Annotated in this window: 10 protein-coding genes; 5 read left to right on the top strand and 5 right to left on the bottom strand. The window is 75.0% G+C overall.

All coding sequences use genetic code 11. From position 1 onward, the window contains the following. Positions 1–7: 7 nt before the first annotated feature. Both ACFYUY_RS15035 and ACFYUY_RS15040 read right to left on the bottom strand, forming a co-directional pair. On the bottom strand, positions 8–538 hold the full coding sequence (locus ACFYUY_RS15035) for a hypothetical protein (protein ID WP_360212592.1): 531 nt from the start codon (positions 536–538) through the stop codon (positions 8–10). 72 nt (positions 539–610) lie between these two features. Next, positions 611–1,957, bottom strand: coding sequence for an MFS transporter (locus ACFYUY_RS15040; protein WP_387901038.1), 1,347 nt, complete (start codon positions 1,955–1,957; stop codon positions 611–613). A gap of 618 nt (positions 1,958–2,575) precedes the next feature. On the opposite strand from ACFYUY_RS15040, the gene ACFYUY_RS15045 reads away from it, so the two are divergent. Next, the gene (locus tag ACFYUY_RS15045; RefSeq protein WP_360212590.1) at positions 2,576–3,457 is read left to right on the top strand and encodes a DUF3027 domain-containing protein; all 882 of its coding nucleotides are present in this window, start codon (positions 2,576–2,578) and stop codon (positions 3,455–3,457) included. Between the two features lie 178 nt (positions 3,458–3,635). Further along, positions 3,636–6,932, top strand: a complete 3,297-nt coding sequence (locus ACFYUY_RS15050; protein WP_360212588.1) for a sacsin N-terminal ATP-binding-like domain-containing protein — start codon at positions 3,636–3,638, stop codon at positions 6,930–6,932. A gap of 114 nt (positions 6,933–7,046) precedes the next feature. On the opposite strand, the gene ACFYUY_RS15055 is transcribed toward ACFYUY_RS15050, so the two are convergent. Next, positions 7,047–9,497 (bottom strand): HAD-IC family P-type ATPase, encoded by a 2,451-nt coding sequence (locus ACFYUY_RS15055; RefSeq protein ID WP_360212586.1) that lies wholly within the window; start codon positions 9,495–9,497, stop codon positions 7,047–7,049. A gap of 52 nt (positions 9,498–9,549) precedes the next feature. Continuing rightward, positions 9,550–9,852 (bottom strand): DUF2530 domain-containing protein, encoded by a 303-nt coding sequence (locus ACFYUY_RS15060; protein ID WP_387900813.1) that lies wholly within the window; start codon positions 9,850–9,852, stop codon positions 9,550–9,552. A gap of 326 nt (positions 9,853–10,178) precedes the next feature. Between ACFYUY_RS15060 and ACFYUY_RS15065 the strand changes: the two genes are divergently transcribed. The 3 genes from ACFYUY_RS15065 to ACFYUY_RS15075 all read left to right on the top strand — a co-directional run bounded on the left by ACFYUY_RS15065 (position 10,179) and on the right by ACFYUY_RS15075 (position 12,370). Beyond that, positions 10,179–11,639 (top strand): NCS2 family permease, encoded by a 1,461-nt coding sequence (locus ACFYUY_RS15065; RefSeq protein WP_387900815.1) that lies wholly within the window; start codon positions 10,179–10,181, stop codon positions 11,637–11,639. 114 nt (positions 11,640–11,753) lie between these two features. Next, the gene (locus ACFYUY_RS15070) at positions 11,754–11,954 is read left to right on the top strand and encodes a type II toxin-antitoxin system VapB family antitoxin (RefSeq protein WP_360212580.1); all 201 of its coding nucleotides are present in this window, start codon (positions 11,754–11,756) and stop codon (positions 11,952–11,954) included. Then, the gene (locus tag ACFYUY_RS15075; RefSeq protein ID WP_360212578.1) at positions 11,951–12,370 is read left to right on the top strand and encodes a PIN domain nuclease; all 420 of its coding nucleotides are present in this window, start codon (positions 11,951–11,953) and stop codon (positions 12,368–12,370) included. Before ACFYUY_RS15070 ends, ACFYUY_RS15075 begins: the two co-directional genes overlap by 4 nt. Positions 12,371–12,395: 25 nt before the next feature. On the opposite strand, the gene ACFYUY_RS15080 is transcribed toward ACFYUY_RS15075, so the two are convergent. Then, entirely contained in the window at positions 12,396–12,845 is a 450-nt protein-coding gene (locus ACFYUY_RS15080; protein ID WP_360212576.1) for a VOC family protein, read from the bottom strand. Between the last annotated feature and the right edge of the window lie 60 nt (positions 12,846–12,905).

The raw sequence follows: 12,905 nt of genomic DNA on the forward strand, positions 1-12,905 counted from the left end.
AGGACCGTCAGTTGTCCTGGGTGTTCAGCTGGAAGTACCAGACGGCGACCGGGTTGTCCGAGTTCTTGTCGCCCTCGACGACGGTGACCAGGGTCTTGCCGGAGGCGTTCAGCAGCTTGGCGGCCTGCTGGGAGCCGGAGTAGGTCGCGCCCTTGGCGTACGAGAACAGGCTGTAGCGCCCGCCCTGGCCCTGCGAGCCGCCGTTGGTGAAGGCCCACCAGCCGCGGTCGGCCACGTTCGGGGAGACGCCGACGCCCACGTTGTCGCTGACCACGACGTCGGAGGTCGGCAGGGTGCCGTCCTTGAGGGCCTGGGTGGCCTTGTCCTGGCACTCCTGCTGCAGGTCCTCGGTGATCGGGCTGCCGCCGTTGAAGCAGAGCGGGTCCGCGGCGATCGAGGAGTTGCCGACCGTGATGGTCGCGCGGTGGGAGCTGTGCTCGGTCTGGTCGCTCGCGATGGCGACGGAGGTGCCGACCGTGGCGACACCGACCACGACGACGGCGCCGAGGGCGGCGATGACACGGGTATTGAGGCTCATGCGTCAGAATCTACCGGGCTTCGCCGATCACGCTACGCGGGGGTCGGCCACCGCGTGTTGCCCGGAGCCCGGTCACGCCACCCGGGGTGCCGCCGGGCGCCGGCGCAGGCCCACCCGGAAGAGCGAGTGGACCGTCCACAGCAGCATCAGGCCGACCACCCCGGCGGCCACCGACAGCCCCAGCGTCCCGTTCAGCGGCAGCACGATGCCGACCGCGCCGCCCGCCACCCAGGACAGCTGCAGGACCGTCTCCGAACGGGCGAAGGCCGAGGTCCGCACCGCCTCCGGGACGTCCCGCTGGATCAGCGCGTCCAGCGCCAGCTTGCCCAGCGAGGCCGCCACCCCGGCGACGCCGGCGACCAGGATCACCGTCACCGCGCCGTACCAGAGCGCGGCCGCCGCGGTGGCGCAGGTCGCCAGCAGCAGCATCGCGGTGACCGTCGCCTCCGGGCCGCGGGTGCGCAGCCAGGAGCCCAGCACCGAGCCCAGCGCGTTGCCCGTCCCCGCGGCGAGCGCCACCAGGCCGAGCGCCAGCGTCGGCTGCAGGCCGCCGATCGGCTCGTCCCGCAGCAGGAACGCCAGGAACATCACCAGGAAGCCGACCAGCCAGCGCAGCGCCGACATCGCCCGCAGCGCCAGGATCACCGACGGGCCGACCGTGCGCAGCGAGGCCTTCGGGGCCTTGGCTCCCGGCCGGGCGTGCTCGCCGTGGACCTCGGCGTGCAGGACGGCCCGCTGCTCGCCCTTCGCCGAGTCCACCTCGTGCGGCAGGTGGAAGGCCATCAGGGTGCCGATCACGAAGACCAGGAAGGCCCCGCGCAGCGGCCAGCCCGGCCCGATCAGGTGCAGCAGGCCGCCCACTCCGGCGGCCACCCCGGTGGCCAGCAGCCCGGCCAGGGTGACCCGGGAGTTCGCCTTCACGAGCGACAGCTGCTTCGGCAGCAGCCGGGGCACCACGACGCTGCGCACCACCCCGTAGGCCTTGGACGCCACCAGCACGCCCAGGGCCTCCGGGTACAGCGCCAGGCCGCCGCCCGCGATCACCCCCGCCATCGTCCAGGCCAGCACCGCCCGGGCCAGCATCGACATCGCCATCGCCGCCCGGCGGCCGTGCGGCAGCCGGTCCAGCAGCGGGCCGATCACCGGGGCGAGGATTGCGAACGGGGCCATCGTGATCAGCAGGTAGAGCGCGACCCGGCCGCGGGCCTCGCCGGTCGGCACGGAGAAGAAGATGGTCGAGGCCAGCGCGATGGTGATCAGCATGTCGCCGAAGGAGTTCAGCGCGTGCAGCTCGATCAGCTTCGCCAGGCCGGACTCGCCGGCGCCCTCGGCGGAGGTCGCCTTGCGGATCCGGCGGCCGGTGCCGTGCACCACCCGGCCGGTGCGCGCGCCGGCCGCGGAGGCGGTGCGGACCAGCAGGTTGCGGTGCGGCTCGGCGGCCTCCTCGGCGAGGTCCTCGTCGAGGGCGGTGAGGTGCCGGGTGTGCACCGCCGTGTCGTCCGCGTCGTCCGCGGGGTGTCCGGCGGGCCCGTCGCCCCGGCCGGGGCCGGGGTCGGGAGCGGTCTTCAGGAGGCTCACGACGGCGGTGGGCGGCGCGGGACGGCCCCCCGGCTGCGGTTCGCCCGCAGCGAGGACCTGGGGCTGCTGTCGCGGCACGGCGGTCGCCTCGTCGGGGCTGCCGGCCTGCGAGGCGCGCAGTGGGTGCTGCGACGGGTTCTCGTCCGCCACATTGCCCATCCTGCCCCAGAATCGCCGTGGTGACGCGGGATTCGACCCCGTTCGGCGCGGCCCGGCACGCTCTCCGGAACGGCCGGTACCGCCCCGGACTGTGCCGCGGCACCGACCGACGGGTAGCCTGCCCAGGGTCCGGTCATCGGGCGCCAGGGCCCCTGCAGGCCCGGACGGGCGGCGCGGCCGGTACCCGCGGCGGCCTCCGGTCGCGCAGAATGGACGAGGGACTACCGAGCCGCGACGGGACAGGCAACACGCCGTGGGCGACAGAAGAACTGGGAGAGAATCGACGCCGTGAGTGCTGCGATGCGAAGCCGTACCCCCGACCGGCTCTGTGCCGACGCCGTCGAACTCGCCCGTCAGGCAGCCGAGGAGGCCGTCGGACCGGAGACCGTCGGGCCGCACCTCGGTGCCCAGGCGGACGCCGAGCGCGTCGTCACCCACACCTTCGAGTGCCTCGACGCGGCCTACCGCGGCTGGCACTGGGCGGTGACCGTCGCCCGCGCCCCGCGCGCCAAGAACGTCACGCTCGACGAGGTCGTGCTGCTGCCCGGCCCCGATGCCGTCCTCGCCCCCGAGTGGGTGCCGTGGAGCGAGCGGCTGCGCCCCGGCGACATGGGCCCCGGCGACCTGCTGCCGACCGGCGCCGACGACGCCCGTCTGGAGCCCGGCTGGAGCGGCGAGGACGAGCCCGCGCCGAACTCCGCGGTCGTCCTGGCGGCCGAGGAGGACCTGGTCGTCACCGACCCGGGCATCCAGCCCGCGCCGGCCCGCGCGCAGATCAACTCCGTCGCCGAGGAGCTCGGCATGGGCCGCAGCCGGGTGCTCTCCCGGCTCGGGCTGCACCTGGCCGCCGACCGCTGGGAGAAGGCCCACGGCCCGCAGACCCCGATGGCGCAGGCCGCGCCCGCCGCGTGCGGCAGCTGCGGCTTCCTGATCCCGATCGGCGGCTCGCTCGGTCAGGCCTTCGGCGTGTGCGGCAACGAGTTCGGCCCGGCCGACGGCCAGATCGTCTCCTTCGCCTACGGCTGCGGCGGGCACTCCGAGGCGGCCGTCATCCCGGCCCCGCCGGCGCCGTCCGAGCTGATCCTGGACGAGCTGGTGGTCGAGCCGCTGCAGCTGCACCCGGACCGGGCCTCCGGCTCGGTCGAGCCGGACGCCCCGGCGGAGGAGCTCGGGCACTCCTGAGCACGCGGTCCGCGGCCCGCCCCACCGAACCGGTGGGGCGGGCCGCTCCGTTTCCGGAGGTGGGAGGCCCGCGGGCCGGACCGGGCGGCGCGGGCGGGGGCGCGGTCCGGAGCAGGGGGCGCGGCGGGGGAGAATGCCCCCCGTACGAAGTACAGGGCGGCGGAAGGCGGCGGGTCCAGTGGAACCTCGGATCATCGGCAGCGGCACGGACGAGCACCTCGCGGACCCCTTCGGGAGCGCCGCGCTGCGCCGACGGGTGCTGGACGCCTGGGCCGCCTCGCCGGCCCGGTTCCGGGAGGACGCCAACGCCGAGGAGGAGCTCGCCCTCGGCGGCTACCGCGACCGCCTGGTCGTCGAGTTGGCGCAGAACGCCGCCGACGCGGCGGTCCGGGCCGGGCGCGGTCCCGGCCGGCTGCGGCTCACCCTCGCGGACGGCGTGCTGGCCGCCGCGAACACCGGGGCCCCGCTGGACGCGGCCGCCGTCGAGTCGCTGTCCACCCTGCGCGCCTCCTCCAAGCGCGGCGAGGCACCCGCCGTCGGCCGGTTCGGCGTCGGCTTCGCCGCCGTCCTCGCCGTCACCGACGAGCCGGCCGTGCTCGGTGCCGCCGGCGGGGTGCGCTGGTCGCTCGGCGAGGCCCGCTCGCTGGCCGACGCGCAGCCCGCGCTGGCCGACGAACTGCGCCGCCGGGACGGCCACGTCCCGCTGCTGCGGCTGCCGTTCGCGGCCGAGGGCCCGGCCCCGGACGGCTACGACACGGTGGTGGTCCTGCCGCTGCGCGACGCCGCCGCCGAGGACCTGACCCGCCGTCTGCTGGCCGGCGTCGACGACGCCCTGCTGCTGACCCTGCCCGGCCTCGCCGAGGTCGTCGTGGAGACCCCGGAGGGCACCCGGACGCTCACCCGGGCCGCCGCCGAGCCGCGCCCCGACGGCGTCACCGAGGTCACCGTCACCGACGACGCGGGCGGCCGGCTGCGGCAGACCGTCTGGCAGACCGCCGGCGCCACCGGGACCCTGGCCCCCGAACTGCTCGCCGACCGCCCGACGGAGGAGCGCGCCCGCCCGTACTGGACGGTCACCTGGGCCGTGCCGGTCGCCGCGGACGGCACCCCGCAGCCGCCCGGCATCGCCGCGGTGCTGCACGCCCCGACCCCCAGCGACGAGCCGATCGGCCTGCCCGCGCTGCTCATCGCCTCCTACCCGCTGGACTCCACCCGCCGGCACGTGGCCGCCGGCCCGCTCGCCGACTTCCTCACCGAGCGCGCCGCCGACAGCTACGCCGACCTGCTGCGGGCCCGCGGCGCCGACCTCGGCTCGCTGGGACTCGTCCCCGGGCCGCTCGGCCGGGGCGCGCTCGACAGCGCGCTGCGGGCGGCCGTCCTCGCCCGGCTGCCCGGCACCCCGTTCCTGCCCCACCCGGCCCCGGTGGAGGAGGGCACGCCCGCGCTGCGGCCCCGGGACGCCACCCTGCTGGAGGGCGCCGACGGCTCGGTGGTCGAGGCGCTCGCGCCGATCTTCCCCGGGCTGCTGCCGGCCGGCCTGGAGCGCCGCACCGAGCTGCGGGTGCTGAACGTGCGCCGGGTGCCGCTCGCCGACGTGGTCGACCAGCTCGGCGGCCTCGACCGCGAGCCCGCCTGGTGGCGCAACCTGTACGCGGCGCTGGGCGCGGCCGACCCGGAGGCGCTCGGCGCGCTGCCCGTGCCGCTCGCCGACGGCCGCACCGTCACCGGCCCCCGGAGGGTCCTGCTGCCCTCGGAGGACGCGGACTGGGCGGCCTTCCCCGGCTACCCCGAGTCGCTGGCCGGCGCGCTCGCCGCCCTCGACCTGCGGCTGGCCCACCCGGAGGCCGCCCACCCGCTGCTGGCCCGGCTCGGCGCCGGCACCGCCACCCCGGCCGGTGTCCTCGACACCCCCGAGGTGCGCGCCGCCGTCGCCCGCTCGCACGACCTGGCCGAGGACGACCCGGACGCCGCCGCGGACCTTGCCGACGCCGTCCTGGCGCTGGTCAGGGCCGCCGCCCCGGCCCCCGGCGAGCACCCCTGGCTGGCCCGGCTGGCCCTGCTCGACGACGAGGGCGAGCCCGCCCGGGCCGGTGAACTCGTCCTGCCCGGAAGCCCGTTCGCCGCCCTCGCCCGGGAGGAGGACGCCGGCTGGGTGGACGACGAGCTGCTGGACCGGTGGGGCCCGGAGGTGCTGACCGCCGTCGGCGTGCTGGCCGACTTCGTGCTGGTCCGCGCCGAGGACGTGGTGCTCGACCCGGACGACCTGGAGCGCCTCGACCCCACCGCCCCCGCCGACCGCGCGGCCGGCGGCCACCCCACCGGACTGCTCGACGAGGCGCCCGACGGCCTGGCCGAGTGGGCCGAGGAGGTGCTGGAGACCCTGCACGCCGACGACGCGGTGGGCGTGCCGCCGGTGGCCGCCGAACTGCTGGCCGTGCGCGACCTCGATCTGGTCGACGACGACGCGTGGCCCGAGGCGCTCGCCGCCCTCGCCCGCCCGCCGTACCGGGACGCCGTGGTCAACCCCGTCCGCACCCTGCTGCCCGACGGCTCCTACGCCGACCTGCCGCCCTACACCGCCTGGTGGCTGCGCGACCACCCGGTGCTCGACGGCCGCGAGCCCGCCGGGCTGCGCGCCGCCGGGGCCGACCCGCTGCTGCGCGGCCTCTACGACGAGGCCCGCACCACGCTGGACGAGCAGTTCCTGCACGCGCTGGGCGTGCGCACCACGCTGGCGGCGCTGCTGGCCGAGCCGCACGGCCCCGACGAGGTGCTGGACCGGCTCACCGACCCGGCGTCCGAGATCGGGCACCGCCAACTGCACGGCGTGCACAGTGCGCTGGCCCGGGTCGACGCGGAGCGGATCGAACCGCTGGACGTGGTGCGGGCGCTGCCGCCGCTGGACCGGGACACCGGCCGCCGCCCGGCCCACACGGTGATCGTCGACGCCACCGAGGCGGTCGTCGCGGACGCCCCCGACCTGGTCCAGCTGCTGCACGGCTACCCGCTGCTGCCGGTCGCCCCGGCGCTCGCCGCCGACCTGGCCGAGCGGCTGCACGTCTCGCTCGCCAGCGAGGTGGCCGGCGGGCGGGTGCTCTCGGAGGGGACGCTGCACCGGGTGCCCGCGGTGGTGCGGGAGCTGCTCCCCGGCTGCCCGGTCGCCTACGAGGAGCACGAGGAGCTGCTGGTGGTCGGGCCGGACGGCGCCGAGGCCGCGGTGGACTGGCGCTGGGACACCGGGGCGGACGCGCCGGAGGCGCCGTACGACCCGGACACGGCCGAGGCCGCCGACGAGGACGACGAGTTCGAGCTCCCGCCGGTGCCCGGACTGCTGCACGCGGCCACCCCGGAGGGCCTGGCGGCCGGGCTGGCCTGGTCGGTCGGGCAGTGGCACCGCCGCTTCGAGGTGCTGGCCGCGCTCAGCGAGCCGGACCGGGCCTACGAGCTGTCGGCGGCGCGGGACTTCGAGGGCTGACCGGGCCGAACGGGCTGACCGGACTGACCGGGCGGGGCCGGCTGAGCAGGCGGGGCGGCCGCCCGGTCCGGTCCGGTCCCGGTCGTGGGGCGGGCCGGTCCGGCCCCGCGCCGGTCAGTCGTCCGCCCGGCGCTGCACGAAGTGCCAGGTGATCTCCAGGAGCACCCCGCAGACCAGGGCGACGCCGACGCCGATCCACGGGTCCCGGGTGCCGACCAGGGAGAGCTGGAAGAAGTCCGACAGCCAGGGCACCAGCAGGACCAGGGCGAAGGCGCCGCCCATGCAGCCGATCAGCAGCAGCCGCCACCAGTTGTACGGGCGGGCGACGATGGCGAGCACCCAGAGGGCGATCAGGAAGAGCGTCAGGGTGGCCACGCTGGTGTCGGCCTTGAGGTCGGTGGCGTGGTCGGCACGGGCCAGCGAGTAGGCGACGAAGGTGCCCGTCCCGGCGATGACGCCGCCGGGGACGGCGAGCCTGAGCACGCGCCGGACGAAGCCGGTGCGGGCCCGTTCGTTGTTGGGGGCGAGGGCGAGGAAGAAGGCCGGCACACCGATGGTGAGCGTGGAGAGCACGGTGGAGTGCCGGGGCAGGAACGGGTACGGCGAGTGGGTGAAGATCACCAGCAGCGCCAGCAGCACCGAGTAGACCGTCTTGACCAGGAACAGGCCGGCGACCCGCTCGATGTTGCCGATCACCCGGCGGCCCTCGGCGACCACCGAGGGCAGGGTGGCGAAGGAGTCGTTCAGCAGCACGATCTGGGCGACGGCCCGGGTGGCGTCGCTGCCGGTGCCCATGGCCACGCCGATGTCGGCGTCCTTGAGCGCGAGCACGTCGTTGACGCCGTCGCCGGTCATCGCCACGGTGTGGCCGCGGGACTGCAGGGCGCCGACCAGCTGGCGCTTCTGCTGCGGGGTGACCCGGCCGAAGACGGTGGTCCGCTCGGCGGTGTCCGCGAGGGCCTCCGGCTCGGTGGGCAGGGTCCGGGCGTCCAGCGGGTGGTCGGCGCCGGGCAGGCCGAGGTGGGCGGCGACCGCGCCGACCGCGACGGCCGCGTCGCCGGAGATGACCTTGGCCTGGACCCGCTGGCCCTCGAAGTAGCGCAGGGTGTCGGCCGCGTCGTGGCGCAGCCGCTGCTGGAGCACCACCAGGGCGAGCGGGACGAGCCCGGCCGCCGGGTCCGGGGAGTCGAGCGGGGCCGGTGAGCGGCCGAGCAGCAGCACCCGCAGGCCCCTGGCCCCGAGCTCGTCGACCTCGGCGAGCGCGGGGTGCCCCGCGGGCAGCAGGACGTCCGGGGCGCCGAGCAGCCAGCTGGCCTCGCCGCCGTGCGGTTCCAGCAGCTGCACGCCGCTCCACTTGCGGGCGGAGGAGAACGGCATCGCCTCGATCACCCGCCAGCCGTCCCCCCGGCCGTCGTCGCCGCGCCCGTAGGCGTCGATGACGGCCTGCATGGAGGGGTTGGGGCGGGCGTCGGCGCCGGCCATCACGCCGAGCGCGTGCTCAACGGCGGCCGGGGCGGGCGTTCCGGGAGCGCCGTCGGAGAGGATCCGCAGGTCGACGACGTCCATGCCGCCCTCGGTGAGGGTGCCGGTCTTGTCGAGGCAGACGGTGTCCACCCGGGCCAGGCCCTCGATCGCGGGGAGCTCCTGGACCAGGCACTGCTTGCGGCCGAGCCGGACCACGCCGATCGCGAAGGCGACCGAGGTCAGCAGGACGAGGCCCTCGGGGACCATCGGGACGATGCCGGCCACCATCCGGCGCACCGCCTCGCGCCAGTCGCGGCCCTCGACGGCCAGCTGGCTGATGATCAGACCGATGGCGGTGGGGATCAGCAGGTAGGTGATGAACCGCAGGATGCTGTCGATGCCGCTGCGCAGCTCCGACTTGACCAGGGTGAACCGGCTGGCCTCCTCGGCGAGCTGTGCGGCGTACGCCTCGCGGCCGACCTTGGTGGCGGTGAACGCGCCCGCCCCGGCCACCACGAAGCTGCCGGACATCACCTGGTCGCCGGGCTGCTTGAGGACCGGGTCGGGCTCGCCGGTGAGCAGCGACTCGTCGATCTCCAGGCCGTCCGCCTCGGTGACCTCGCCGTCGACGATGACCTTGTCGCCGATGCCCAGCAGCACGGTGTCGTCGAGCACGATCCCGCCGACGGCGATCTGCTCGACGGCGCCGTCGCGGCGCACCTGGGGGCGGGCCTCGCCGATCAGGGCCAGGCTGTCCAGGGTCTTCTTCGCGCGCAGCTCCTGGACGATGCCGATCGCCGTGTTGGCGACGATGACCAGGCCGAACAGACCGTCCTGGATCGGACCGACGACCAGGATGATCCCGAACATCACGCCGATGATCGCGTTGAAGCGGGTGAAGACGTTCGCCCGGACGATCTCCTTGGTGGAGCGGCTGGACCGGACGGGAACGTCGTTGACCTGGCCCCGCGCGACGCGCTCGGCGACCTCGGCGGCGGTCAGGCCGCCGCGTCGGCCGGGCAGCAGGCCGAGCGGGTGCGCACCGTCGGGGCGGGCGCCGTCCGCGGGCTGCTCTTCCGAGGAGTGGGCAGGCTGCGTCATGGCACCGACTCTACGGGTGCCTTATGTCCGATGCGTGCTACTAAAGGACTATTCAGTCCGACTGGGTGGCCGGGTCCTGGCCGCCGTCCCCGACCGCCCCCGCGGCGGCCGCGGCGGCGCGGTCGCGGGCGATCGCGTCCCGGCGGGCGCGGCAGTACCAGAGGCCGATCAGGCCGAGCAGGCCCCCGGACAGGCAGATCCACGGCCAGGTGCCGTGGCCGTGGTCGGAGAGGGTGCCCTGGAAGGGGAGGAGGGCCAGGAAGGCGACGAACCACAGCACCGTGCCACCGCCGACGATGGCGACGTCGTTGGCCTCCAGCGGAGGGGGCGAGGGGTGCAGCGGCGTCTTGGGCATGGGGCCTAGCGTACGGTGCGGCGGGTGGTCGGCCGCCCCGGGACGGGGAGCCGCTCGCCGGGCGGTCGGCGGATCCGTGCCCGGCACCCGCCGGATCCGTGCCCGGCACCCGCCGGATCCGTGCCGGGCGCTCGTCGGAGCCGTGCCGCGCGCACCGGATTCCGGCGGTCGGCGCGCCGGATCTCCGCGGATTCCTGCCCCAAGTGTCTTTCTACGCGCGAAGATAGCGCGTGTGCGATCGGGAAACCATACTTGAAGTTCCGCGCCCGGCCACCGTCGCCACGGGCGTTCTCCCCCTCCTCAGCTCCCCCACAGAGGACGCACGCATGCCTGTGGTCCAGCCGGCCACCGAGTCGCCCGACCCCTCCTCCAGCACGCCGAATCCCCCCACCGGCGTCCTGGACCGCTTCTTCCGGATCAGCGAGCGCGGCTCCACCCTGCCGCGGGAGATCCGCGGCGGCGTGGCCACCTTCTTCACCATGGCCTACATCCTGGTGCTCAACCCGATCATCCTGGCCAGCGCCACGGACATGACCGGGGCCCACCTGGACAGCGCCCAGCTGGTCACCGCCACCGCCCTCACCGCCGCCCTCACCACCCTGCTGATGGGCGTGATCGGCAACGTCCCGATCGGACTGGCCGCCGGCCTCGGCGTCAACACCATCGTGGCGCTCCAGCTCGCCCCCAGGATGACCTGGCCGGACGCCATGGGCATGGTCGTGCTGGCCGGCTTCGCGATCATGCTGCTGGTCGCCACCGGTCTGCGCGAGCGGGTCATGAACGCGGTGCCGCTCGGCCTGCGCAAGGCCATCGCGATCGGCATCGGCCTGTTCATCACCCTCGTCGGGCTGGTCGACTCCGGCTTCGTCAGCCGCATCCCGGACGCCGCGCACACCACCGTCCCGCTGCAGCTCGGCGCCACCGGCCACCTGCTCGGCTGGCCGGTGCTGGTCTTCGTGTTCGGCCTGGTGCTCACCCTGGTGCTGGTCGTCCGCAAGGTGCCCGGCGCGATCCTGATCAGCATCGTCGCGAGCACCGTGCTCGCCGTGGTGATCGACAAGTTCGCGGACGTCCCGGCGCTCAGCTGGGGCCTGACCGTCCCGGCCTGGCCCGGCAACCCGGTCGCCGCCCCGGACTTCGGCCTGGTCGGCCAGGTCAGCCTGTTCGGAGGCTTCGGCAAGGTCGGCGTGCTGACCGGCGTGCTGTTCGTCTTCACCGTGCTGATGTCCTGCTTCTTCGACGCGATGGGCACCATCCTCGGCGTCGCCGACGAGGCGCACCTGCTCGACGAGAAGGGCGACCTGCCGGGCATCAACCGGATCCTGATGGTCGACGGCATCGCCACCGCGGCCGGCGGCGCCACCTCCTCCTCCGCCAACACCTGCTTTGTCGAGTCCACCGCCGGAGTCGGCGAGGGCGCCCGCACCGGCTTCGCCTCGATCGTCACCGGCCTGCTGTTCGCGGTGGCGCTCTTCCTCACCCCGCTCGCCACCATGGTCCCGGCCCAGGCCGCCACCCCGGCCCTGGTCACCGTCGGCTTCCTGATCCTGGCGAACTCCGTCCAGGAGATCGACTGGGCGGACTACACCATCGCGATCCCGGCCTTCCTGACCATCGTGATGATGCCCTTCACCTACTCGATCACCAACGGCATTGGCTTCGGGTTCATCGCCTTCTGCATCCTGCGGCTGGCGGCCGGCCGGGGCCGCAGCGTGCCCGTCCCGATGTACGCGGTCGCGGCGGTGTTCGCCTTCTACTACCTGATGCCGGCGCTCGGCCTGCTCTGACGGCTCCGGTACGCCCGCGGCCCCGTGCTCCCCGTGGAGCGCGGGGCCGTTCGATATCGCGAAGGCGCCGCGGCTGATATCGTTTTTCTGTTGTCGCCCCAGGGAGGAACGGCCATGACGCGTACGGTGATCGACCTCGACGACGACCTCCTGGCCGAGGCGCAGCGCCTGTTCGGCACGACCACCAAGGTCGCCACGGTCAATGCGGCGCTGCTGGAGGCCGTGAAGCTGGCCCGCCGGATAGAGCTCGCCGACGCCATCGCCAGTGGGGAGTTCGACCTCCTCGCCGAGCCGGGCGAGTCGGCTGCGGCGTGACCCGGGAGCGCTACCTGATCGACAAGTCGGCCCTGGCGCGCTGGGGGAAGCCGACGGTGCGGCCGGTTCTCGACGACCTCTCGCAGCGCGCGCTCCTGGCGGTCAGCGCGGCGGTCGAGATGGAGGTGCTGCACAGCGCCCGGAGCGCGGCGGAGGCGGACCGGCTGAGCCACCTGCTCAGGGGTTTCGACTACCTGCCGTGCACCGACGAGGTCTGGGACCGGGCGAAGGACGTCCAGCGTCGTGCGCTGTTCCGGGGCCACCACCGCGCCCTGTCGATGGCCGACATGCTGATCGCCGCCACGGCCGAGCGGCACGGGGTCACGGTGCTGCACTACGACGGCGACTACGACATGATCGCGTCGATCACCGGGCAGCCCGCTCGCTGGGTCGTGCCGGCCGGATCCGCCGACTGACTTCCCGCCGGGGCGGGTGGCCGGGTCAGTGCACGCAGAACTCGTTGCCCTCGATGTCGGCCATGACCGTCCAGGCGCCGCCCGGTTCCTCGACGTCGCGCAGGACGGTGGCGCCGAGCGCGCTCAGACGGGCGACGGTGGACGCGCGCTCGCCCTGGCCCGGGTGGACGTCGAGGTGGAGGCGGTTCTTGCCCTGCTTGGGCTCGGGGACGGCCTGGAAGAGCACGCGGCGGCCGAGACCGGTGCCGGTCGCGGGGTCGTACGGGTCGTCGGGGTGGCGGACGGCGGCGAGGGAGCGCCAGGCGGGGTGGCCGTCGACCTCGGTGACGGCGTCCGGGGCGACGGCCCCGGCGTCGAGCAGCCGGGTGATCAGGGCGGTGTGCTCCTCGAGGGCGTAGTCGAGGGCGGCGGCCCAGAAGGCGGCGAGCCGGTTCGGGTCGGCGCAGTCGATGACGAGCTTCCAGTGCAGCGGCATGTAACCGGTTCTACCGGTGTCGCGGGGCGCGGGCAACGACCGGCTCGCACAATGTCAAAA

The sequence above is a fragment of the Kitasatospora sp. NPDC004745 genome (assembly GCF_042873275.1).
Classification (GTDB): domain Bacteria; phylum Actinomycetota; class Actinomycetes; order Streptomycetales; family Streptomycetaceae; genus Kitasatospora.